Origin of the sequence: Pelagibius sp. Alg239-R121 (assembly GCF_947331435.1) — a bacterium.
Taxonomy (GTDB): Bacteria; Pseudomonadota; Alphaproteobacteria; order Kiloniellales; family Kiloniellaceae; genus Denitrobaculum.
Genome location: NZ_CAMZOF010000001.1, coordinates 606,165 through 630,059, shown reverse-complemented (window position 1 = coordinate 630,059; position 23,895 = coordinate 606,165). Strand labels below are relative to the sequence as shown.

Here is a 23,895-nt window from a genome sequence, read left to right as displayed (position 1 = left end):
AGCGGCCTATGAGCGACGGAGCTGACATCGATAACGGCGGACAACAGGAACCTGTGGCAGGAAGATCAAACCGCATATTCCTCGTTGTCGTCGACGAATCCGAGGAAATGCAGCATGCGCTTCGGTTTGCCTGCCGCCGCGCAAAGAATACCGGCGGGCGTGTTGCGCTGCTGCATGTGACCGAACCCTCTGATTTTCAGCATTGGATGGCGGTCGGGGACTTGATGCGCGAGGAAGCCCGTGCCGAGGCCGAACAGCTTCTTCAGAAGCTTGCAGCAGGGGTTCACGAGATGGCGGGTAGCATGCCCGTCCTATACGTGCGGGAAGGTGACTGTCGCGACCAGCTTTTTGAATTGCTGGACGAAGAACCACAGGTCTCGATCCTGGTGTTGGGTGCGAAAACCGGTTCGGGTGGACCTGGGCCGCTTGTTTCAGCCCTGACCGGTAAATTTTTGGGCAAACTGCGGGTTCCTATCACTCTGGTACCTGATAACCTCGACAACGAGACTATCGACAGCATCAGCTGAACCTGCTTTTCGAACCACACTCATGATGACTGCTGGCAAGCTGTGAAGTTCCCAACTTGAACTTTCGGTCGCAATCGACCACATTCAGAGTCTGATTACGCTGTGACTACCGTCGCGGCGCACAGCTGCTTGGAGCAAATGACCGTGTTTATCCAGACCGAACAAACGCCTAATCCCGCAACCTTGAAATTTCTTCCGGGCCGGCCCGTTGTCGAGTCCGGGACCGCAAATTTTCCCGAACCCTCGTCGGCATCACGTTCTCCGCTCGCTCAGCGTCTCTTCGACATCGTTGGGATCAGCGGCGTCTTTCTCGGCAGCGATTTCATTACCGTCACCAAGGAAGAAGACCGCGAGTGGTACCTGCTTAAGCCGGCCATTCTTGGCGTGATCATGGAGCATTTCACAGCAGGACGGCCTGTTCTCCTGCCGGATGAAGCACCGGATCTGCCCTCGGACGACGACGGCGAGCCCGATGAAGTCGTCGCCCAGATCAAAGAGCTGCTTGATACCCGGGTCCGGCCGGCGGTTGCCCAGGACGGCGGCGATATTGTGTTCCACGGTTTTGACGGGGGAGTTGTCTATCTGCATATGCAAGGCGCCTGCGCAGGCTGCCCCAGTTCGACCGCGACGCTGAAGATGGGTATCGAGAATATGCTTCGGCACTACATTCCCGAAGTCCAGGAAGTGCGTGCCATCGCGTAACCGCTCTATCAGCTGCGTGTAGCAGCCCGCAGTTCGCTTGTCGGCACGGATCAGGATTTTTGCATGACAGTACGGACCTGCGCCATGCGGCTCGTCGGCGCTTCCGCAATTCGCCGAACGTCCTTTGGTGTTTCAACCCTTTTGTTGATTGCCGCGGTCGGCCTTTCGATTAGTGTCCTGTTGTCGGGGCTGCCCGTATCTGGCCTGCTGACAGGTGATCGTGGCGACCAGGATCACTGGCAGCCCTTAATCAGGCCTGAAGTTGTTCGTCCGGTCACGGTGGATCATCTGGAGGCGTTGCTGGACCAAGCGGATTTTGATCTTGAAGCGATCCGGGCAGACACTGCGCTTGTTCCCAGAATGTACGTGCGGCGTTTGCCGAACAATTTGGTGTCAGTGACCGACACGCAGCGGCGGAAAAGGCTGTTTTTTGGTACATTGCTGCCGCTGATATTGATGGCCAACGAAGAATTACGGGCGGACCGTGCCCATGGGGTGACACTTCGCGAACGCTATCCGAAGCTGTCCATGGAATCTGGCATTGATCAGCTCGAATATGCCGACCGTCAATGGCTCGCCGCTGTTAATAACCGCTATGGCACTGAAATTGGCGATTGGCAGACGTTACTCGCGCGTCTTGACGAGCTTCCTGTTAGCCTGATCATGGCGCAAGCCATCCAGGAGAGCGGTTGGGGAACCTCGCGTTTCGCCAGAGACGGCAATGCCCTATTCGGTCAGAGAACTTGGAATCCCGAAGAAGATGGCATCGTGCCCGATCTGCGCGCAGAGGGTGAAACTTACCGCGTTAAAAGCTTTCCCGATCTGATGGCGGCCATTCGCGCCTACATGCTGAATATCAATACCCACGATGCCTACCGCGATTTGCGGCGCCGCCGGGCAAAGCTGCGTCAGAACTCGGTTGGCGATCCAGGATTAGCCCTTGCATCAACACTGACCCGCTATTCCGAGGAAAACGCCGGTTACGTGAAGGCGCTGAGCGGGCTGATCCGCGACAACAGCCTGCGATCACTGAACGGTGCCCGCCTCGGAACTTCTCCGGATCTGATGGCGTCCGGTATCGACGCCGACTCGTAATGGCTGATCCAATTGGGTTAAACGTCATCCACACTCATGATCGATGGGATCAAGAGCGATCACACGCTACGAACGCGGAATGTAAAACTGTTTGCCGAGCCATCGCCAGCGCCGGTCAGGCCCTGGCAGAGTGCAGTTGATCCGCCGCCGCCCGGGCTGGAGGGGGCTGTCGATACGCACTTCGACCCGATCCAATCCAAGCTGTTCGACTACGACCTCATGGTTTCCGGTGTAACACTGAAGTCCGTTTAGAGACCGCACTTCGGATGTCACCGTAAATCCATAGGCTGGTGGGTTGGTCGAGGATGTCAGCAGGAGATCACCCGGCGTGACATCAGTGACAGGCAGTGGCAAGGAGTTGACGGTCAGACGGAACCGGTCAGGACCGCCGTAAAGCTCACTCAAAGGAAAGCGCGGAAGGGTGAAGAGATCCTCGGTACGGCCAATGGCGCCGGACTGCTGCCCCATAGCGGCCTCGAAACCCGCCTCGCGTACGACTTCGACCAGTTCTGTGCTGTATTCCCCGTAGGGATAGGCGAAGAGCGTGGCCGCAAATCCAAGTTTATCGCGAAGCCTCTGTCCCGATTGTTTGATCTTTGCCCGGTTTGTATCTGCCGTGGCTTCAATCATGTGGCCGTGTTTTGAGCCATGAAGCCCGATTGTGACGTTGGGATCGACGGCTAGCTCGCGAAGCTGCTCCCAGGACATGAAATCCGGGTAACTGCGGTCCACAACGTCAGTTGACACGAAGACAGTGAAAGGCAGGTTTGCCGCTCTCAATCGAGGCCAAGCCTCCCGATAGACGGAAAGATAGGCATCATCGATGGTAAGGACGACGCTGCGGTCCGGAAGTGACCGTCCCTCGCGCAGTGCGGCCACCACGTCCGCCAGCGGCAAAACCTTGTAGGCGCCCGATGTCAGCTCCGCGATATGGGCTTCGAACTGCTCCAGTGTAATGTTGGTGGCAGGGAAGCCGGTTTCGCCAAACCGCTGATACATGACGGCAACTGCACCGTTGTCCGCGGCCGGGGTGGCCGTTTCCGGGTTTCCAAGATTCGGCGACTTCGCGGCTTCGGCAGCGCCATGAGGCGAAAAAACAGCGAGGCCCATGCTCACGTATGCCGCTGCTGCGAAAGCCCGGCAAAGGTTCATGGCCGAAGAAGATTTTTCAACAGGGGATGTCACGCCCGCCCATCCTTTTGATACGAAACGATTTCTTTCCAATTTCCCGGTTATCTTGCAACAACCGGCTGCAGATCGACGCATCTTGATAGCACAGCAATTGTTATCGCATTCTGAACCTTGGATTTTTGGACCGCTTTCGCCTTGGCTCGGACCCGTCTATTCTGCGACGCGAATACAGAGGAAAACGGTTAGCCGCTGTCGGCGTTGACCACGAAGGGGAAGAACCTTGAGCACTATCTTAAGCGACACTGATCTGGGAATCCTGTTCCGTGACGCCAGGACTCATTCGGCTTGGCTGGATCAGGAAGTCAGCCCGATCCTGCTTGAGGCGGTTTATGATCTGGCCAAGATGGGCCCGACCAGCTTCAACTGCAGCCCGATGCGTGTCGTCTATCTGACGACACCTGAGGCGAAAGAGCGATTGAAGCCTATGTTGTCTGCCGGCAATGCGGAAAAGACCATGAAGGCTCCGGTAACGGCAATTATCGGCCAGGATACGCAGTTCTACGAGCTGCTGCCTAAGCTGTTCCCCCATGGCGATGCGCGATCGAAGTTCGAGGGAAAGCCTGAACACTGCGAAGCCACCGCGTTTCGAAACTCTTCACTACAGGGCGCCTACTTTATTGTGGCGGCTCGTGCTGTAGGGCTGGATTGCGGCCCGATGTCAGGGTTCGATAACGCCAAGGTCGATGAAGAGTTCTTCCCTGACGGACGTATCAAGTCCAACTTTCTCTGTAGCCTTGGTTATGGTGACGCCTCCGGACTTCGGCCCCGCTCGCCCCGCCTCGGATTTGAGGAAGCCTGTCAGGTCCTGTAGTTCAAGAGACACCGAGGAAAGACAGGCGTAATATCCTGTGAAGCTGATACAACACCACCGCATGCGAGCGCCAGGGCGCCCAATACCTTGCTGGCACTGCATCGAATTCTTCTTGCTTGATCTCAGTCCGTGTCATTTATGAGGGCTTCGTACCTATCATTCAGGCGACCGCGAGTGGTCGCGATGTAGCTGATGACAATGAGTAATATGCAGCGTTCCAGAAACATATTGGCATTGGATGCTGCGGGCGCCGCCTGCTCCTGCGCTGTCTGGAGCGAAGGCCAGATCGCCGCCCGGTATTTTGAGAGCATGTCGCGCGGACAGTCTGAACGTTTGGTGCCTATGGCCGACGAGGTTATGGAGCGCGCCGGCCTCGAATATTCTCAGCTCGATGCAATTGCAGTCACTCTCGGGCCTGGTGGGTTCACCGGTGTCCGTATCGGTCTTGCCACCGCGCGGGCTTTTGCTCTGGCTCTGTCCCGGCCGGTTATTGGTGTAACCAACTTTGAGGCCGTGGCGGCCGCTGCATTACAGGAGGAGTGCGCGGGGCACAGTCTGGTCGCCGTTCTTGATGCCAAGCGTGCGGATCTCTACGCGCAGGCTTTCAGGATGGGTGACGACTTTTCAGCCAATGATCAGACTCAGGGTTTTTTGGACCCCTTGACGGCACCGACGGCTCTATTGCCGGATGAGCTTGATACCTATTTGCCTGATGGTCCCCTGGTGCTGATCGGCGATGCTGTTGAGGTTGCAGGTGCTTCGCTGAAAGCTGCGGGCCGGCAGTTTAAATTTTCCCGAGGCAAGGGTCTGACAGACGCGTCTTTGGTTGCCGCCTTGGCAGCTGGACGTCCCCTCCCCGACCCGGAACTCCCGTCTCCCGGCCCGCTGTACCTTCGAGCACCCGACGTAACCTTGCCGGGCGGCCGCCCGTTTGGCGCCCGGCCGGGGGCCGTGCGCTCAAAACAGGGATCTTAGACGCCACTCATGTCTGAGAAGACAATCAAGCAAGACACGACGTTGGCCGTACCGCAGCACCGGTCAAGGATCCGTGATCTCACTCTAAGTGACGCCGCTCTGTCGTCCGCGCTTCACAGCGCCTGTTTCCAGGATGAGCCCTGGCACACCGAGGCCTTTGCCGATTTGCTGGCGATGCCGGGAACCTTTGGTTTTCTATCCTACGAGACCGATTTGCCACTGGGGATAATACTGTGCCGGGCGGTTGCAGACGAATGTGAGGTTCTCACCTTTTGCGTTATCGGGTCTGCAAGGCGTGGCGGCATAGGGTCTGACCTCTTGATCGCCGGACTTCATCGGGCAACTGGTTTGGGCGTGCGGGATGTTTTTCTGGAAGTCGCCGTCGACAACATGGCGGCCATTCGGCTCTACCAGCGTATGGGCTTCGCGCAAACGGCTGTAAGACCCAACTACTATCGGCGGGACAACCCGCTACGCCGGGTCGATGCTGTTGTCATGTCCAAGCCTCTAGATGATCAGTTTGGCACTAAATCTTAACTCGTGTTACGAGTGTCGATGCTATGGGACGCCGCAGGCGTGCTTATGTGCCTCTGGAGATTTGATTCCAACCTAAACAAATGGACCTTAACTAAAAAACGAGCTAATTCGATAAATAATACATGTGGACAAAGCAAACATTGTTGATTTATATGAAGCCAACTCCCAAAATATCAAATGTCCACAAACGAGTAAGAAAAAATAATGCCTGAAGAAGCCCAAACGGACGAGCTTTTAGAGCTGACGGCTCGTGTAGCTGCCGCTCATGTCTCAAACAACTCAGTCCCTGTAACTGAATTGCCACAACTAATTCGGGAAATTCATCAAACTCTGGCGAATGTAGGCTCGCCAGACAGCCGGACGGCCGAGCGCCCGAATCCCGCTGTCCCAATCAAGAAATCGATCACGCCAGATTTCATTGTGTGTCTGGAGGACGGCAAGAAACTTAAAATGCTCAAGCGGCATCTTAAAACGGCCTACGATATGTCGCCCGAGGACTACCGGGAGAGATGGAATCTCCCTCAAGACTACCCTATGGTTGCACCCAACTACGCGAAACAACGCAGCCGGCTCGCCAAACAAATTGGTTTGGGGACAAAATCACGTCGTACGAGACGGTAACGCGGAATTACCGTCGCCAACTTTTCCTGGGCTTCCCGACGGCTCGGAAAACGGCGCCGCTGCTACGACGCTCAAAAAGCGCTGCTCTGCATTGGCCGGGCGGTGCTTTTTACGTTATAGTCACGCACGATAGGTTCCATTTAACGGCAGAATCATGACGTCACGCCTAGAACAGTTGTGTATAGACAAGGGCCTCAAGATGACGGAACAGCGTCGAGTCATCGCCCAAGTACTTTCCGATTCCACCGATCACCCTGATGTTGAACAGGTGTATCAACGCGCCTCAAAACACGATCAGCGGATCTCGATTGCTACGGTTTACCGCACAGTCAAGCTGTTCGAGGAAGCCAATATTCTTGATCGCCACGATTTTGGTGATGGACGTGCCCGCTATGAAGAAGTGCCGACCGAGCACCACGATCACCTGATCGATGTTAACAGCGGTGATGTTATTGAGTTCAGCAACGAGACAATTGAGAAAATTCAGCAGCAGATTGCTGATTCTCTTGGTTACAAACTGGTCGGTCATCGACTAGAACTCTACGCGGTTCGCCAGAGTGAAGAGTCTCATTAATTCATTAGGCACGCGTCGAGAGACGTCGGTAAACTCTGCATCGTTCCGATCGGTCGGAGCGCTTGATCAAGGAATTTTCATCAAGTGAAGCCAGTGTCACGATCGCGAGGGGACTGCCCTGATGGTACTGCTGGATACGACTGAGGGTCGGCCGGTCGAAGAACGGTCGAACAATATCGTCCTTCGGCTCGCCGAATCTGCAGCGGAAGTGCGGGCGGCACAGGCGTTGCGTTATCGGGTCTTCTATAAGGATATGGCCGCGAAGCCCTCTGCCGAAGTTGCGGCTTTGGAGCGGGATTTCGATGGGTTCGACGAATTTTGCGATCATCTCCTGATGTTCGATGTATCGCTGGGGAACGGTCCGGAATCAGTGATCGGAACCTATCGTCTGATGCGCCGGGACGCTGCTGCACGTTGCGGGCAGTTCTATTCGGCAGACGAGTACGATATTTCGAACCTGCTCAATCACCCCGGTGAAATCCTTGAACTTGGCCGGTCGTGCATCGACCCCAATTATCGCAAGGGCTGGGCGATGCAGCTTTTATGGAAAGGGATCGTTGCTTACGTCATGGCTTATGACGTGGAACTGATGTTCGGCTGTGCAAGCCTCCCAGGCACGGACCCGCAGGCACTGGCATTGCCGTTGTCCTATTTGTATCGGCATCATCTTGCGCCGCCGGAACTGCGGCCTCGTGCCGTCGACAGCAGATACACGGCCATGGATCTGGCACCGCAGGACGAAATTCCACCGCGACAAGCGCTGCGAGAGATGCCGCCGCTTTTGAAGGGTTATCTTCGGCTTGGCGGTTACGTCGGAGACGGTGCCGTGGTCGACCACGACTTTGGAACAACCGATGTCTGTGTCGTCGTGCGGATGGCATCGGTGACCGGAAAATACTATCGCCACTACGTAGGTGACGAGGTCAAGCGCGCCGAACGCGCCGTTGCAGCTGCATCCATGGGTGCCGTATCGCCCCGGTCAGACTCGGATCCGCACTCGCCTCAGAACGTTGCGTCTGGTGAGCAGGACGACGGTTAGTATGGACTCCGTCGATCTGATGGATCCGAGGCGCGAGTCGACGGACCCCAACCCGGGATCATTCCTTCGCTCACTAGGTCGTATCCTGGTCTACGTGACCTTTACACTTGCGATTATACCAATTCAATACATTGCCATTCGCATGGGATCGACACTGCGGCGTGGACTGCCGCGATGGTATCATCGGCAGTGCTGTAAGATTCTGGGTTTTCGGGTCGAGCGGCGCGGACGACAGTCACGAGTGCATCCCACTCTCTATGTCTCCAATCATTCCTCATATATCGACATAATGGTCCTGGGATCATTGCTGCCTGCGTCGTTCATTGCGAAGTCCGAGGTGGCTAGCTGGCCGTTTTTCGGCTGGCTGGCAAAACTTCAGCGGTCGGTATTTGTCGAGCGACGTCGGCATAAATCAGGCGAAGGCCGCGATGAAATGACGACGCGGCTTCAAGCCGGCGATGATCTGGTTCTGTTTCCCGAGGGGACTTCGAACGACGGCAACTGGGTTCTACCTTTCAAATCCGCACTCTTCGCGGCCGCCAATACAGAATTCGATGGTCAGCCGATTACGGTACAACCTGTATCGCTTGCCTATACGAGACTCGACGGCGTGCCAATGGGACGTTATCTAAGACCGTTCTTCGCTTGGTATGGCGATATGGAGTTGGCGAGCCATATTTGGCGCGCAGTCGGTTTGGGGTGGGTTACCGTAGTGGTGGACTTCCACCCTCCGGTCACACTTGCTGAATTTAGTTCTCGGAAGGCCATGAGCGATCATTGTCATCGACAGGTCGCGATCGGTGTCGCAGCGGCTCTTTCCGGGCGTCCGCGCCGCCGGATCGAACAGCTTTCGGCGGCTCGGGAATTGGCACGTTTGGTCGATGGACGCTCGAAAGAGGAGCGGGAAGCCGCCGAGCAGCAATCTGCCGCCGCCGAACTGCCGGAACCGGATTCGTCCGGAAATCCGGCGAAGGAATGAATACAACGTTTCGGGCAGGCTGCCGACGGCAGGATGAATGCTGGACCGACCAGCTGCACCGGACTTCTTGGTGAAACAAAATTGGCAAAAAAGCTTTTTATAAAAACCTACGGCTGTCAGATGAACGTCTACGATTCGACGCGAATGTCGGATGTTCTGGCGCCCCTGGGCTATGCGCCGACGGATCATCCCGACGGTGCCGACATGATTATCCTGAACACCTGCCACATTCGCGAGAAAGCCTCTGAAAAGGTCTTTTCCGAACTTGGCCGGTTGAAGCAGATAAAGCAGGAAAAGGCCGAAGACGGAGGCCGCATGATTTTGGCCGTTGCCGGGTGCGTCGCCCAGGCAGAGGGTGACGAAATTTTACGGCGCGCGCCCCAGGTAGATCTGGTGTTCGGTCCTCAGACCTATCATCGCTTACCCGAGTTGGTGACGCGGACGCTGCGCGATGAAAAGTCCCGAGGCGTTTTGGATATCGACTTTCCGCTTGAATCAAAGTTCGATTCTCTGCCGGAGGATTCCGTTGTTCAGGGTTCGGCAGCATTCCTCTCGATTCAGGAAGGGTGCGACAAGTTCTGCACGTTCTGTGTGGTCCCCTACACTCGCGGCGCAGAATTCTCACGCCCTGCGGCTGACATCTTTGCCGAGGCCAAGCGGTTGGTATCTGCAGGCGCGCGTGAAATCACCCTATTGGGTCAAAACGTGAATGCCTATCACGGTGAAGCGCCAATCCGCAGCTTTGCTACCGCACCTGCCGCAAGCAGCACTCTAAAGGAAACGTCGACCTGGGGCCTGGGTCGGCTATTGCGATACCTGTCGGAGATAGAAGGTTTGGAAAGGCTGCGCTACACCACGTCGCATCCGCGGGACATGGACGACGAGTTGATCGCTGTACATGGCGAAGAGCCTAAGGTCATGCCTTATCTTCATTTGCCAGTGCAGTCCGGTGCGGACCGGATCTTGGACGCCATGAATCGCCGGCATACGGCTGACGACTATCGGCGGATTGTTGACAGGCTGCGTGCGGCTTGCCCGAATATTGCCCTTTCGTCTGATTTCATAGTTGGGTTTCCAGGTGAGCGGGACGAGGATTTTGCTGCAACTTTGAGGCTGGTGACTGATATTGGTTACGCCCAGGCCTATTCGTTCAAATACAGCCCACGTCCGGGCACTCCGGCTGAGTCCATCGAACAGCAGATCGACGAAGCGGATAAGAGCGAACGCTTGGAAACTCTGCAAGGTCTGTTAGGCGCTCAGCAGCTTGCCTTTAACCAGTCGACGGTAGGACAAACTATGCCTGTGCTTCTGGAGAAGGCCGGACGGCGAAATAACCAGCTGTCGGGGCGGAGCCCCTTCATGCAATCGGTGTTTGTCGAGGCTAATCGCCGTTTACTGGGCGAGATTGTGGAGGTTCGGATCGAAAAAGCCCATGCCCGCAGCCTCGAAGGCTCGGTCGTCACCGGCAGCTATACAACATTACCTGCTGAAGTGGGCCGGTCTTCGGATCAGGTCGTGCAGTCAGTGGTGGGAGCTGGAACTTGAGCGCTTCATCCTCGGGAGAAGGCTCCGAAGTGACGAAGTCCGACGGACCGATTGTTATTCAATTTGATGATAACGCCCTTTTGCCGTTGCTTTACGGCGAGCATGACCAAAATCTCGTGCGCCTTGAACAACGGCTCGGCGTACGGGTTGCGTCACGCGGGAACCGCTTGTCGATTTCAGGCCCTCCCGAGCAGGTCAAAGGCGCGAGCGAGGCAGTTAAGGCGCTCTACGAACGTTTGCGCAAAGGTATGGATGTCGGTGAAGGGGAAGTGGATGCGGCCGCGCGACTGGTGCAGGCTGATCCGAAGGAACCTGACAAGAAAGCGGCCGTCGAATCAATGCATGGCGATGACCTGACCATTGTCACACGGCGCCGGAAGTTGACGCCGCGCTCTCCTGGGCAGGCCCGGTACATCGCTGCACTAAATGATCATGAGTTGGTGTTTGGCCTTGGGCCAGCGGGTACCGGCAAGACCTATCTTGCGGTTGCCGTAGCCACCTCGATGCTGATCACTGGCCGTGTGGAACGTATTATCCTCTCGCGTCCGGCGGTCGAAGCCGGAGAACGTCTGGGGTTCCTGCCCGGTGATATGCGTGACAAGGTCGATCCCTATCTGAGACCTCTTTACGATGCTCTGCATGATATGTTGCCTGCAGAACAGATCGCGGGTCGCCTGGAAAGCGGAGAAATCGAAATCGCGCCACTAGCGTTCATGCGCGGCCGGACTCTGAGCAATGCCTTCGTTATTCTTGATGAGGCGCAGAACACGACGCCGGTTCAAATGAAAATGTTCCTGACCCGACTGGGCGAGAACGGCCGGATGGCTATTACGGGAGATCTCTCGCAGGTCGATCTCCCCCGCGGTCAGCTTTCCGGGCTGCAGGATGCTTTCGACACATTGCGCAGCATGAAGGAATTGTCCTTCGTGGAGTTTACCAACGCCGATATTGTGCGGCATGACCTTGTGACCAAGATCGTAAAAGCCTACGAAGCGCGTGACAAATCCTCAGGCTCTTGACAAGATCGGATTGTATGAAGAGCGGGCTGTAGTCTTGCGGTTGCAGGTGTGCGTCGTAGAAGATGGTTTTACTGTGCTAGCGTTTTGGAGTTAAGGGACTGGGGCATGATCGTTTCATTTCAGGTCGAATTGAAACGCAAATCAGTTTCTCATTCAGTAAGTTCGAGGGCGGCTCTCGTTCTAGATTTTGCCAATCGGGAACGAGTACCCTCTGGACGAGTGCCTCGGAACACGACCGTTTCGGGTGCTTGGAAGTGACGGCAGTTCGCTTGAGACGATGAACGACGACCCTGATAGTACCAGCTTACATGTTGAGATCGCAGTCCTCGATCCCCTGTGGCGCGAAATCTTTCCTGATCTGCCTCCGTCTGATGACGAAGCGGTGACCTCCGACGCTATTGTCTTGCCGGCGGTTAGGGCGGCGTTTGTCGCCGCCGCGCCGGCGGTTTTCCGGAATTGCCCGGTCGAGATCAGCCTTGTGCTGGTCGATGATGCACACATCCAGACTCTGAACAGAGACTATCGTGGTTTTGACAGACCTACGAACGTGTTGTCCTTTGCGGCGCTCGAGGACTTAGATGCAGTGCCGGTGGAAACACCTGTATTGCTGGGCGATGTGATCCTTGCACGCGAAACCCTTATAAAAGAGGCAGCGGCGCAGTCCAAGGACGTGAAAAATCACATCAGCCATTTGGTGGTGCACGGCGTTCTTCACCTTTTGGGCTTAGACCACGAGACAGATGAAGACGCCGACGAAATGGAAGCGCTTGAGATAACAATCCTGGCGTCGTTGGGAGTCGGCAATCCCTATCAAATCGGAACCGATGGCCCGGCTCAAACCGATTTTGAACAGACGGTGGCGACGCGATGAGTGAAGCGGCAGGTAACGAAAAGCCTACCAGGACTGCCGTGCCCACCTTGTTTGGCGGGCTCAAGCAATGGTTTTCGACGCTTTTCAAATCACGCAATGGCGATTCGCAGCTGCGTGAAACGATTGAAGAGATCATTGTCGAGATCCAGGAAAACGAGGACGAGAGCGAAGCCTCGACGCCAATCAGCACCGACGAGCGGATGATGCTGGGCAACATCCTCAAACTTCGTCACCTCACGACTTACGATGTCATGGTTCCCCGGGCCGATATCGTTGCTGTCGACATTAATACGCCCATCAAAGAGCTGGTAGAGGTGATGAGCCGTGCCGGACACTCAAGATTGCCGGTGTTTCGCGAAACCCTCGATGACGTCGTTGGAATCGTTCACATCAAGGACCTGCTCGAAAACACCAGGGAGCAAAAGCCCTTTAATCTTGCCGACATTGTCCGCAAAGTTCTGATCGTGGCGCCTTCCATGCGCGTCCTGGATCTATTGCTGGAAATGCGGCTCTCCCGCGTTCACCTGGCACTTGTAGTCGACGAATTCGGCGGTATCGACGGCCTTTTGACCACAGAGGATCTGCTGGAGGAGATCGTTGGAGAGATCGAGGACGAGCATGACGTCGAGGAAGGTCCGAAACTTGTCGAGCGGTCGGACGGCTTGCTTGCCGCAGATGCGCGGGCAACTGTCGAAGAGTTCGAAGAAATGGTCGGACCCATTCTTTCGGACGAGGAGCGCGAAGAGGATATCGATACACTTGGCGGCCTCGTGTTCTCTCTGGCCGGTCGGGTACCGACGCGTGGTGAATTGATTGTACATCCGTCGAGCGGTGTGTGTTTTGAAATTCTTGAAGCTGATCCGAGGCGCGTGAAGCGGCTGCGCGTTCGTCAGCTTCCAGAGCGGACAGTGGCCGAAACTGCGGATGAGTGAAACGTTTCTGGGGCGCTGCGCCGGATTTCTTGCGGCGTTGACTGGTTGGCGCCGTCATGCGGCTGCTGCTGTTTGCGGCGCATTGGGTGCAGCCGCTTTACCCCCTGTCTATCTTATCCCACTTTTGATTCCGGCTTTTTGCGGCCTGCTCTGGCTGCTGGACGGCGTTGGCCGGCCCCGGCAGGCGTTGTTCCTGGGGTGGAGTTTTGGTTTCGGACACGGACTCGTCGGACTCTATTGGGTGGGTTACGCCTTCCTGGTCGATGCCGCTCAGTTCGGGTTCCTTATGCCGTTCGCCGTTGCCGGTCTGGCGGCATTGCTCGCCGTCTTTCAGGCGCTGGCTATTTACGCTGTTGCTCAGCTTAGCTGGCGGGGCGTTGCGCGTGGGGTTGCGCTGGCGGTTTTCTGGGTCTTGTCGGAGTGGTTGCGCTCCTGGATTTTTACCGGGTTTCCTTGGAACCTCATGGGAAGCGTCTGGACATTCTCGCCGGAAATGCTTCAGTTGGCGGCCCTGACCGGCGTTTGGGGGCTGTCGTTCTTGACCCTTTTGGCGGCCAGTGTGCCCGCGGCTCTGGCAGGAGGCGACGAGCCAAAAATACGGGTGCGCTTGGTCGTTGGCTTGTTTTTCCTTTTGCCGGCTCTCGCCTGGACCGGCGGGGCGGTTCGGCTTGCTTCAGCGCCGATCCCCGAAACACATGTGGTCGAGGGGGTCACGCTGCGGCTGGTTCAACCCAACGTCGAGCAATCCAGAAAATGGCAGCGTGACCTAAGGCGCGGTCACCTAGACGATCTGATCCGCCTGAGTCGCAGCCCCGGTTTCGAGGCGGTGACACATGTCATCTGGCCGGAAACCGCCATTCCCTACCTGATTTCTAACGATTCGAGAGATGCGGATCTGCGCAGCCTGGTTGCAGCGGCATCGCCGGCGAACGGCCTGCTGTTGACAGGGGCGCCACGCGCCGGCGATGGCCGAAGTGGGTCGACCGAGCGGTCTGTCGGAGGCGGGCGTTTGACTTGGAACAGTCTGATTGCCCTAGACGCCACTGGAACGGCGAGAGAGACCTATGACAAATTCCACCTGGTTCCGTTCGGCGAATATGTGCCGTTGCGCTGGTTGTTGTCATTCTCAAAACTGACGGCTGGCCGCGGCGATTTTTCCTCGGGGCCTGGTATGACGACACTGTCGTTTCCTGGACTTCCCCCTGTAAGCCCTTTGATTTGTTATGAAATTATCTTTCCTGGTCAGGTCGTCGATCCTGACCACCGGCCGAGCTGGATGCTCAATGTCACCAATGATGCCTGGTTCGGCGATTCTTCCGGCCCCAGGCAACATTTCGCGACTGCACGCATGCGTGCAGTGGAGGAGGGCATTCCCGTAATTCGAGTGGCCAACACAGGAATCTCTGGTGTCATTGACGGTTACGGTCGGGTTTTAGGAGAAATGGCACTCGGAACAGAGGGCATCCTCGATATCGCACTTCCCAAGCCTGTTGATGATCAAAAGATCGTTTCAATTTCAAGTGGTTGGAAATTGATCACACAGTTGTTCCTGTTCATTGTTATCGGATTCGGGCTAAGAAATTTCAGCTAAAACTTGAATAGCTTGGGTACTAACCGGACATAAAGTCGCGAAAAGCCATTGACCGCATACAGTGGTATGCTTATAAGTAAGCATAGTAATGGTGGATAAGCTTAAGGATAATGCGACGATGAGTGGCGTTCAGGAAATGCAGCCGGTGCGCGGAAAAGGCAAGCCAAACCCTATCGATGTACACGTCGGTAGCCGCATTCGGCTTCGCCGTACCCTTTTGGGTATGAGCCAGGAAAAATTGGGCGAAGCGATCGGCTTGACGTTCCAGCAGGTTCAAAAATACGAGCGCGGCGCAAACCGCGTTGGCGCAAGTCGTCTTTATGACTTGTCGCGCGTGCTAGACGTTTCGATCGGGTACTTTTTTGCCGAAATGCCCGACACGGTTGCCGCGCAATCGCCGGTGCAGATCCGCGATATGGGTGTTACGGACGAGGAGATGTATACCCACGAGCCGGATCCGATGGCAAAGCGCGAGACCTTGGAGCTGGTCCGGGCCTATTACAAAATATCGGATCCGCAGGTTCGCAAGCGTCTGTTTGAGATGACTAAAGCCCTGGGTGCTGCTTCCGAGAGCGACTGATCGGAGCCCGTTGGCAAAGAGCCTCGTGACCGCGTAACTTTATTGCTTTTACGTGCGAAGCTGCAGAGCTCTTAAGTCCATGTGTTTTTTTTGGACATAACGTTGATTTTAGGTGCAAAACGCGATCAGCTTTCAAGCTGGTCGCGTTTGTTCTTGACCTTTCGCGCGCATTTTGTTTCTAGAAGCGCCATATTGCTCGCCACTTTAAGATGCTGCTTGGCGAACGGATTCTAAAAGTTAGTCCGACCATCCGGGATCGGATTGCAACCAGTGCTTATGGGGGACCTAATAGTGCGCGACGAGAGTTTTCTGTTTACCAGCGAATCAGTCTCTGAAGGTCATCCCGATAAGGTCTGCGACCGAATCTCGGATGCCGTGGTCGATACATTCCTAACGCATGACCCTGAAGCGCGCGTTGCGGTTGAAACCCTCTCAACAACCAACAGGATCGTGTTGGCAGGGGAAGTCCGTGGTCCTGCCGAGGTTAATTCAGACTTGCTTGAGCAGGTCGCACGTCACGCCGTCAAGGATATCGGTTACGAGCAGGACGGCTTTCATTGGAAGACAATGGACGTCAATAACTACGTTCACGAGCAGTCAGTAGATATTGCGGTTGGTGTCGATGCGGCGGGCAATAAGGACGAAGGCGCGGGCGACCAGGGCATTATGTTCGGTTACGCCTGCCGTGAGACCGAGAGCCTGATGCCGGCTCCGATCTTCTTCGCCCACAACATCCTGCGTTCGTTGGCCGAAGCCAGGCACTCCGGCGCCGAGCCCGGACTTGGTCCCGACGCGAAGAGTCAGGTAACTCTGGAGTATCGCGAGGGCAAGCCGGTGCGGGCGACTTCCGTCGTGGTTTCGACACAGCATGCTGGAGATCTCGATCAGGATGCGGTTCGTGAAATCGTCCGCCCTCACGTCGTCAACGTTTTGCCGGAAGGCTGGATGTGCGACGAGCACGAATTCTACGTAAACCCGACTGGTCGCTTTGTCATAGGCGGTCCGGATGGCGATGCCGGACTCACCGGACGCAAGATCATTGTTGATACCTATGGTGGTGCAGCCCCGCATGGCGGTGGCGCATTCTCCGGCAAGGATCCGACCAAAGTCGATCGTTCGGCAGCGTATGCGGCACGTTATCTCGCCAAGAATGTTGTCGCGGCAGAACTGGCAGAGCGCTGCACGATCCAGCTGTCCTACGCTATTGGTGTCGCAAAGCCGCTGTCGGTCTATGTGAACACCCATGGCACCGCGAAGGTCGACGATACACGCCTGCCCGACCTGTTGAATCAGAACATGGACCTGTCGCCACGCGGAATCCGCCAGCACCTTGGTCTCAACAAGCCAATCTATGCTCGGACCGCTGCTTATGGCCATTTCGGGCGAGCACCTGATCCCGATGGCGGTTTTTCGTGGGAGCGGACGGATCTGGCAGCCAGCCTGAAGGCAGCCTTCGGCGCTTAAGATACTGCGGGCACGGCAAGGGTCTGATCGTTCGCTTGATCCTGGACTGGACCCGCCCCCCCCCTTCTTTAGGCTGAAGTTATCGGGCCTTTGTTTTGTATGCACCGACCGCGCGAAGCTGTTTGTGCGGCGCTGGATTCTGAATGATGTCAAAATCGCCAGACACGGCGGCACGTCATTTTTACGGACGCCGTCACGGACGCCCTTTAAGGGCGAAGCTGCGAAATCTGGTCGAGACCCTGTTACCAAAGGTTCGGATCGAACTGACCGAGGGGACGGTTCCGGACGTGGACCCGAGGGAACTCTTCAGTGGCGAAGCCACATTCGCTGCGGCACCCAATGCAGAGTTTTGGCTGGAAATCGGATTCGGTGGCGGCGAGCATCTGGCGTGGCAGGCTGAGCACCATCCCGAGGTTGGCTTTATTGGCGCAGAATACTTTTTCAACGGTATTGCCAGCCTGCTGCGCCATATCGACGACAGGCAGCTGAAAAATTTACGTGTTTACGAAGGCGATGTCCGAGATCTCCTGCCGAAGTTACCGGATGCGTCGCTAACTCGCGTATTCATCCTGTTTCCCGACCCCTGGCCAAAATCCCGTCACAACAAACGGCGTTTGGTGCAGGATGAAACGCTCGACGAATTGGCACGCGTAATGGCTGATGGCGCGGAACTTCGTCTGGGTACGGACGATCCTGGCTATCTGAACTGGATGCTTGAGTATCTGATGCGCCGCGACGATTTCGTCTGGACGGCGCGTGGCCCGCAGGACTGGCGGGTGCGGACGGAGGATTGGCCGCAGACCCGCTATGAGCGCAAGGCGATCGAGGCGGGCCGGAAACCTGCCTATCTGAAGTTCCGTCGCTGCCGGCGAAGTCATTGATGTTTTGGGAAAAACTTGCACTGTTCTTCGCCCTTTCCACCTCCAGCACCGGCAATACTTAACCGCAGGTATTTGCGCTGTGGATGTGATTAAGGGCGCTGCATAACGACAGCCCGGCTGCAGCAGGGTTTCCGGCTGTGACGGCGGCGTGTAGCCGCTTCAGAAAAATCTTGCGGTACAGCCGCTTCCAGCGTTAGATTGCCGCCGTTATATGAGTTTGATGCGGTCTGATCGAGTTGGCTGTATCGGGCTACCGAACAGGTGGGCCTCCGGCCCACTTTTTTATTAGATGTTCTCGTTATGGAGTTCTGTGGTTGAACGAAGCCTCTGAAAAGGCGGTGATCAGACGTGCCAAGACCAGTGAGGGCCTGGCGGCGCGGGTCGAGGAACTGATCGCGCCTATGATCGAGTCCATGGATTACGACATTGTCCGTGTGCGCCTAGGTGGCGACCGGCGGATTGTCCTGCAGATCATGGCCGAACGTGTCGATGGGGCGGCAATGACCGTTGAGGATTGCGCGGATATCAGCCGGGCATCTGCAGCGATCCTGGATGTCGAGGATCCGATCTCTGGAGCCTATGAACTCGAAGTCAGCTCTCCCGGGTTGGACCGGCCTTTGACGCGTCTCGCGGATTTTGACCGCTTTGCCGGATTTGAAGCGAAAGTCGAGACCTCGATGCTACGTGATGGCCGCCGTCGGTTTTCCGGCCGCCTACTCGGCGTCGACGGAGAGAATGTGAAGTTGACCGTGGATGGCGAAGAGGTGGTTTTGCCATTCGATGATATCGCTAAGGCGAAATTGGTGCTGACCGACGAATTGATTGCCGCACATCAGGAAACTCAATAGTCCGCTGAAAGCGGTGGGGATGCAGGGTCTGGCTCTTTGCCGACAAGCACCTTATCTGATGGAAGCCAGATGGCGGTGATGATGGAATCAGGAAACGAGTGATCATGGAAACGAACGTTCTGTATAAGACCGAGCTTTTGCAAGTTGCTGATGCGGTCGCACGAGAGAAATCTATCGAACGGGACGAGGTTCTCGAGGCGATGGAGCAGGCGATCTCAAAAGCAGGGCGGGCCAAGTACGGTCACGAGCACGACATCCGCGCCGAAATCGATCGCAAGACCGGTGAAGTCCACTTGCGGCGCTTTGTGGAAGCTGTCGAAGAGATAGAGAACGAGCAGACTCAGATGATCCTCAAGGACGCACAGATGCGCCAGCCCGGGATCGAGTTGGGCGAGTTCATCATCGAAGATCTTCCGCCGATCGATTTGGGCCGGATTGCCGCGCAGACCGCCAAGCAGGTGATTGTTCAAAAGGTGCGTGAAGCCGAGCGTTCGCGGCAGTTCAAGGAATACCAGGACCGTGTCGGCGAGGTGATCAACGGCATCGTCAAGCGGAACGAGTTCGGCAATGTCACGGTCGATTTGGGCCGTGCAGAAGCCATGATGCGGCGCGATGAAACCCTGCCGCGTGAATCTTTCCGCACCGGCGACCGGGTCCGGGCTTACATCTACGACGTTCGTGAAGAACAGCGAGGCCCGCAGATTTTCGTTTCTCGTAGCCACCCGCAGTTCATGGCGAAGCTCTTCTCGCAGGAAGTGCCTGAGATTTATGACGGCATCATCGAGATCAAGGCGGTCGCCCGTGATCCGGGCAGCCGGGCCAAGATTGCAGTCATCTCGAACGATTCCTCGATCGATCCGGTCGGTGCCTGTGTCGGTATGCGGGGCAGCCGCGTTCAGGCTGTGGTCAGCGAGCTGCAGGGCGAGAAAATCGACATTATTCCCTGGTCGCCCGACACGGCGACCTTTGTGGTCAATGCTCTGGCACCTGCTGAGGTCTCAAAGGTGGTCTTGGACGAAGAACAGGGCCGTATTGAAGTTGTGGTGCCCGATGAGCAGCTCTCGCTCGCGATCGGCCGGCGCGGTCAGAATGTACGCCTCGCGTCGATTTTGAGTGGCTGGGATATCGACATCATGACCGAGGAGGAAGAGTCCCGGCGCCGGCAGGAAGAAATCAAACAGCGCTCCCAGATGTTCATCGACGCGCTCGACGTTGATGACGTTATCGCGCACCTGCTTGTGGCTGAAGGATTTCAGGCCATCGAGCAGGTTGGCTTCGTTCCGATCGCGGAATTGGCCTCGATCGAGGGCTTTGATGAAGATGTCGCAGAGGAACTGCGCGCTCGCGCCAGGGGTTTCCTCGAAGAGCAGAACCGGCAGTTCGAAGAAGGCCGGCGCGAATTGGGGGTCGACGATGCCATCGCCGCCATTACCGGAATCACACCTGCGATGCTGATCAAGCTCGGTGAAGCGGAAATCAAAACCCTCGACGACCTCGGTGATCTGGCCAGCGATGAACTGGTTGAGATGCTCGGTGATCTGGCCCCGAGCCTTGAGGAAGCAAACGACATCATCATGGCCGCCCGTGCGCATTGGTTCGATGATGACGATACTTCAACACCGAATGCCGCCGATGTGTCCGCTGCGGAATCCCAGTCAGGCGCCGAGGCGGAGGCTCAGTCCGAGCCCCAGCCCGAAGCCTGAGCGCAGGCAGTGGTGAGGGTCACAGATGATATCGGAGGCGGAAACGGCGCAGTCAGCTAACGGGGGCTCAAAGGAGTCACCTGGGCCGGTCACGCGCCGTTCTGCCGAGAGTTCCCTGCGGCGTTGCATCGTCAGCGGCGAGCGAAAACCGCCTGTGGAGTTGCTGCGCTTTGTCGTGGGGCCCGATGGAATCCTTGTCCCTGATCTTGCCGGTAAACTGCCGGGACGCGGATTGTGGTTGTCTCCACGCCGAGATATGATAGACAAGGCTCGTACCCGCAATCTTTTCGCCAGAGCGGCGAAATCGGCTGTGCACGTACCTGAGGATTTGGCGACGCTGGTCGAACGATTGCTCGCCAGTCGGTGTCTTGAGCTTATTAGTCTTGCAAAGCGTGCCGGACAGTTGGTTGCCGGCCACGATAAAGTGAAGTCGTGGCTTGCGGCGGGTAAAGTGGGTCTTCTGATCCAGGCTGTGGATGCAGCCGAAGACGGGCGCGGTAAGCTGCGTGCGCTGGGCCGGGCGGTAACGCCCGGATTGCCGGTGTTAGAACTGTTTGATGCTGAGCAACTGGGGCGTACACTCGGTCGTCCGGCGTCGGTACATATTGCCGTCGCGCCGGGCGGCTTTGCTGATCGTATTGTCGCCGAGGCGGCAAGATTGGCGGGTGTCCGGCATGGCGAAATAGAACCTCCGCGCGGGACAATCCCGAACGGACGACGACCTGGAAAGTGAGTGCCGGGAAGAGATGACGACGAGCAACGAAAAAGAATCCAAGAAGCCGCTGAAGCTGAGTCGGCCGGGCACTCTCGAGCTCAAGAAGACGATCGAGACGGGTCAGGTCAGGCAGAGCTTTAGCCATGGGCGCTCCAAGGCCGTTACCGTCGAGGTCAAGCGCAGTAGGACCTTTGCGCCCGGTAAAGGCGGCAGAATGACCGAAGTGACGCAAAGTCGCGAAGTCGCCGAGAAGGCTTTTGTGCCTGCCGGCGAGGCCGACGTTGTGGAACCGCAGGACGAGCAGGCTGCGATCGCCAAGGATCTGTCGCATCTGACCCAGGATGAACGGGCCAAGCGCATCAAGGTTCTGGAAGCGGCCAAGCAGGAAGAAGAACAGCGTAAGGTTCGCGAAGCTGAAGAAGCCCGTCAGCGGGCGGAAGAAGAGCTTCGGGTTGCAGCGCAAGAGGAAGAAGCCCGTCAGCGCGCCGAAGAGGAAGCAAAAAGGCAGGCTGAAGAGGAGGCCAAGCGCGCCGCGGCAGAACCTGTCGTGCAGACTGCCCCGACCGCCGAAGAGCCTCGGCAGCCGGCCGCCAAGCAAGCGCCGGTCGCAAAAGAAGCCGCTCCCGCACCAACCAAAGATCAACCGAAATCTGATGAGGCCCCGGCACGCAAGGGCGGGATCAAGCTGGAAGAAGATCTGGGAGGACGTATCAAGCGCAAGAGTGTGGCGCCTGCTCCTAAAACCCCAAGCCGTCGTGAAGCCGATCAGCGTCGCCGTCATGGCAAGCTGACGATCAGCCAGGCATTGGAAGGCCGCGAAGGCCGTCAGCGGTCGTTGGCGTCCGTCAAGCGGCAGCGCGAGAAGATGAAGGCGCTGGAGCGTGGCGGCAGTGCACAGCTCCCACACAAGGTAATCCGCGAAGTTGTCGTTCCCGAGACCATTACGGTCCAGGAGCTGGCGAACAGGATGGCCGAGCGCGGTGTCGAAGTTGTTAAAACTCTTATGAAACTGGGTGTAATGGCGACCATCAATCAGACGATCGATGCGGACACCGCCGAGCTGGTGACGGAAGAGTTTGGCCACAAGATCAAGCGTGTGACAGCCGCAGATGTCGAAATCGGCATGCGCGGAGACGAGGATGATGAGGGCAGCCTTCAGCCGCGTCCGCCGGTCGTGACCATTATGGGTCACGTCGATCATGGTAAAACCTCGTTGCTTGACGCGTTGCGCTCGACTGACGTGGCCGATCGCGAAGCCGGCGGTATCACCCAGCACATCGGTGCCTATCAGGTTACGGTGGATTCCGGCGATAAGGTTACCTTTATCGATACACCGGGCCACGCCGCCTTTACCGAAATGCGTTCACGCGGTGCTACCGTTACCGATATCGTGATCCTGGTGGTTGCGGCAGATGACGGAATCATGGAACAGACTGTTGAGGCGATCAATCACGCCAAGGCTGCTGAGGTTCCGATCATCGTTGCCATCAACAAGATCGATCGGCCGGATTCCGATCCCAATCGCGTCAAAACCGAGCTTTTGCAGCATGAGCTGGTCGTCGAGGACATGGGTGGCGACATCCTGGCAATCGAAGTTTCAGCAAAAGAGAAGACCAATCTCGATAAGCTGATCGAGGCGATCCTGCTGCAAGCTGAGTTGCTGGAGCTTTCGGCCAATCCCGACCGTTCGGCGCAGGGCGTCGTTATCGAAGCCAAGCTCGAGCGCGGCCGGGGTCCTGTTGCGACGGTACTCGTTCAGCGCGGCTCCCTGAAAATCGGTGACATTTTTGTCTCTGGTTCGGAATGGGGCCGTGTCCGTGCCATGCTCAACGAGCATGGAGATTCGATCGTGGAAGCTGGACCAGCACTTCCGGTCGAGGTTCTGGGCTTGAACGGTGCACCTCTGGCCGGCGACGATTTCATCGTTGTCGAACATGAAGCGCGTGCCCGTGAAATCGCCGAATTCCGTGGCCAGACCAAGCGCGAGAAAGAGATGGCGGCGTCCGGTCGCGGGACCCTCGAGCAGATGCTCGACCGAATCAAAGAGGGTGAAGCTTCCGAACTGCCGGTTGTCATCAAGTCGGATGTTCAGGGGTCGCTCGAAGCGATCGTTTCCAGCCTCGAAAAACTGGGAACCGACGAGGTCAAGGCGCGCATCCTGCATGCCGGTGTCGGCGGTATCAATGAATCGGATACCACGCTGGCCCGTTCGACCGGTGCGATGATTATTGCGTTCAACGTCCGGGCCAACCCGCAAGCACGCGAGATGGCTCGCCGTGACGGTGTCGATATCCGCTACTACTCGATCATTTACAATGTGGTCGATGATATCAAAGCGGCCATGAGCGGCATGTTGTCGCCGATGCAGCGTGAAAACTTCCTGGGTTACGCTGAAATCCGTGAGGTCTTCAGCAATTCCAAGGTCGGTAAGGTCGCCGGTTGTATGGTCACTGAAGGTATCGTCAAGCGCGGTGCCAAGGTTCGGTTGTTGCGCGATAGCGTGGTCATCCATGACGGTACGCTCAAGACGCTTCGCCGCTTTAAGGACGAGGTCAAGGAAGTCAGGGATGGTTACGAATGCGGCATGGCGTTCGAAAACTACACCGACATTCAGGTCCGCGACCAAATTGAGTGTTATGAAGTCGAGGAGATCGCGCGCGAGCTATAGCTCGGAAACGAAGTACTGGCCCGGGGT

At 56.8% G+C, this 23,895-nt stretch carries 23 protein-coding genes; 22 read left to right on the top strand and 1 reads right to left on the bottom strand.

Translation table 11 applies throughout. The annotated features are described in order from the left end of the window. The first annotated feature begins 8 nt into the window (after positions 1–8). The 3 genes from QMZ18_RS02700 (at position 9) to QMZ18_RS02690 (ending at position 2,324) form a co-directional block, all read left to right on the top strand. Positions 9–527 (top strand): universal stress protein, encoded by a 519-nt coding sequence (locus QMZ18_RS02700; protein ID WP_282604686.1) that lies wholly within the window; start codon positions 9–11, stop codon positions 525–527. Positions 528–671: 144 nt separating this feature from the next. Next, a complete protein-coding gene (locus QMZ18_RS02695; protein ID WP_282605585.1) occupies positions 672–1,229 on the top strand; it encodes a NifU family protein in 558 nt (185 codons plus the stop codon). A 63-nt stretch (positions 1,230–1,292) separates the two neighbouring features. Beyond that, positions 1,293–2,324, top strand: a complete 1,032-nt coding sequence (locus tag QMZ18_RS02690) for a glucosaminidase domain-containing protein (protein ID WP_282604685.1) — start codon at positions 1,293–1,295, stop codon at positions 2,322–2,324. A 66-nt stretch (positions 2,325–2,390) separates the two neighbouring features. Here the strand turns inward: QMZ18_RS02690 and QMZ18_RS02685 are convergent, their stop codons facing one another. Continuing rightward, positions 2,391–3,509 carry a polysaccharide deacetylase family protein gene (locus QMZ18_RS02685; protein ID WP_282604684.1) on the bottom strand — a complete coding sequence of 373 codons (1,119 nt, stop codon included), beginning with the start codon at positions 3,507–3,509 and terminating at the stop codon, positions 2,391–2,393. Positions 3,510–3,735: 226 nt separating this feature from the next. On the opposite strand from QMZ18_RS02685, the gene QMZ18_RS02680 reads away from it, so the two are divergent. The 19 genes from QMZ18_RS02680 to infB all read left to right on the top strand — a co-directional run bounded on the left by QMZ18_RS02680 (position 3,736) and on the right by infB (position 23,868). Then, a complete protein-coding gene (locus tag QMZ18_RS02680; RefSeq protein WP_282604683.1) occupies positions 3,736–4,326 on the top strand; it encodes a malonic semialdehyde reductase in 591 nt (196 codons plus the stop codon). Positions 4,327–4,518: 192 nt separating this feature from the next. Next, complete coding sequence (tsaB, locus tag QMZ18_RS02675) at positions 4,519–5,301, top strand: tRNA (adenosine(37)-N6)-threonylcarbamoyltransferase complex dimerization subunit type 1 TsaB (protein ID WP_282604682.1); 783 nt, start codon at positions 4,519–4,521, stop codon at positions 5,299–5,301. 9 nt (positions 5,302–5,310) lie between these two features. Further along, a complete protein-coding gene (locus QMZ18_RS02670) occupies positions 5,311–5,838 on the top strand; it encodes a GNAT family N-acetyltransferase (RefSeq protein WP_282604681.1) in 528 nt (175 codons plus the stop codon). 204 nt (positions 5,839–6,042) lie between these two features. After that, positions 6,043–6,459, top strand: coding sequence for a MucR family transcriptional regulator (locus QMZ18_RS02665; RefSeq protein ID WP_282604680.1), 417 nt, complete (start codon positions 6,043–6,045; stop codon positions 6,457–6,459). 154 nt (positions 6,460–6,613) lie between these two features. Beyond that, complete coding sequence (locus tag QMZ18_RS02660; protein ID WP_282604679.1) at positions 6,614–7,033, top strand: Fur family transcriptional regulator; 420 nt, start codon at positions 6,614–6,616, stop codon at positions 7,031–7,033. A 121-nt stretch (positions 7,034–7,154) separates the two neighbouring features. Next, a complete protein-coding gene (locus QMZ18_RS02655) occupies positions 7,155–8,072 on the top strand; it encodes a GNAT family N-acetyltransferase (RefSeq protein ID WP_282604678.1) in 918 nt (305 codons plus the stop codon). Between the two features lies 1 nt (position 8,073). Further along, complete coding sequence (locus tag QMZ18_RS02650) at positions 8,074–9,051, top strand: 1-acyl-sn-glycerol-3-phosphate acyltransferase (protein ID WP_282604677.1); 978 nt, start codon at positions 8,074–8,076, stop codon at positions 9,049–9,051. A gap of 81 nt (positions 9,052–9,132) precedes the next feature. Continuing rightward, positions 9,133–10,596 carry a tRNA (N6-isopentenyl adenosine(37)-C2)-methylthiotransferase MiaB gene (gene miaB, locus QMZ18_RS02645; RefSeq protein WP_322097120.1) on the top strand — a complete coding sequence of 488 codons (1,464 nt, stop codon included), beginning with the start codon at positions 9,133–9,135 and terminating at the stop codon, positions 10,594–10,596. Beyond that, on the top strand, positions 10,593–11,615 hold the full coding sequence (locus QMZ18_RS02640) for a PhoH family protein (protein WP_282604675.1): 1,023 nt from the start codon (positions 10,593–10,595) through the stop codon (positions 11,613–11,615). Before miaB ends, QMZ18_RS02640 begins: the two co-directional genes overlap by 4 nt. 277 nt (positions 11,616–11,892) lie before the next feature. Further along, positions 11,893–12,486, top strand: coding sequence for an rRNA maturation RNase YbeY (ybeY, locus tag QMZ18_RS02635; RefSeq protein ID WP_282604674.1), 594 nt, complete (start codon positions 11,893–11,895; stop codon positions 12,484–12,486). After that, positions 12,483–13,418 carry a hemolysin family protein gene (locus QMZ18_RS02630; RefSeq protein WP_282604673.1) on the top strand — a complete coding sequence of 312 codons (936 nt, stop codon included), beginning with the start codon at positions 12,483–12,485 and terminating at the stop codon, positions 13,416–13,418. Before ybeY ends, QMZ18_RS02630 begins: the two co-directional genes overlap by 4 nt. Next, positions 13,411–15,009: an apolipoprotein N-acyltransferase gene (gene lnt / locus QMZ18_RS02625; protein WP_282604672.1), complete on the top strand. Its 1,599-nt coding sequence runs from the start codon at positions 13,411–13,413 to the stop codon at positions 15,007–15,009. The genes QMZ18_RS02630 and lnt overlap by 8 nt, the downstream gene beginning before the upstream one ends. A gap of 118 nt (positions 15,010–15,127) precedes the next feature. Beyond that, positions 15,128–15,589, top strand: coding sequence for a helix-turn-helix domain-containing protein (locus tag QMZ18_RS02620; RefSeq protein ID WP_282604671.1), 462 nt, complete (start codon positions 15,128–15,130; stop codon positions 15,587–15,589). 291 nt (positions 15,590–15,880) lie between these two features. After that, a complete protein-coding gene (metK, locus tag QMZ18_RS02615; RefSeq protein ID WP_282604670.1) occupies positions 15,881–17,053 on the top strand; it encodes a methionine adenosyltransferase in 1,173 nt (390 codons plus the stop codon). Between the two features lie 146 nt (positions 17,054–17,199). Continuing rightward, on the top strand, positions 17,200–17,934 hold the full coding sequence (gene trmB / locus QMZ18_RS02610) for a tRNA (guanosine(46)-N7)-methyltransferase TrmB (RefSeq protein WP_282605584.1): 735 nt from the start codon (positions 17,200–17,202) through the stop codon (positions 17,932–17,934). A gap of 338 nt (positions 17,935–18,272) precedes the next feature. Beyond that, complete coding sequence (gene rimP / locus QMZ18_RS02605) at positions 18,273–18,782, top strand: ribosome maturation factor RimP (protein ID WP_322097163.1); 510 nt, start codon at positions 18,273–18,275, stop codon at positions 18,780–18,782. A gap of 104 nt (positions 18,783–18,886) precedes the next feature. Beyond that, positions 18,887–20,485, top strand: coding sequence for a transcription termination factor NusA (nusA, locus tag QMZ18_RS02600; RefSeq protein WP_282604668.1), 1,599 nt, complete (start codon positions 18,887–18,889; stop codon positions 20,483–20,485). Between the two features lie 25 nt (positions 20,486–20,510). Beyond that, positions 20,511–21,218: an RNA-binding protein gene (locus tag QMZ18_RS02595; RefSeq protein WP_282604667.1), complete on the top strand. Its 708-nt coding sequence runs from the start codon at positions 20,511–20,513 to the stop codon at positions 21,216–21,218. A gap of 13 nt (positions 21,219–21,231) precedes the next feature. After that, complete coding sequence (gene infB, locus QMZ18_RS02590; RefSeq protein ID WP_282604666.1) at positions 21,232–23,868, top strand: translation initiation factor IF-2; 2,637 nt, start codon at positions 21,232–21,234, stop codon at positions 23,866–23,868. The last annotated feature ends 27 nt before the right edge of the window (positions 23,869–23,895 follow it).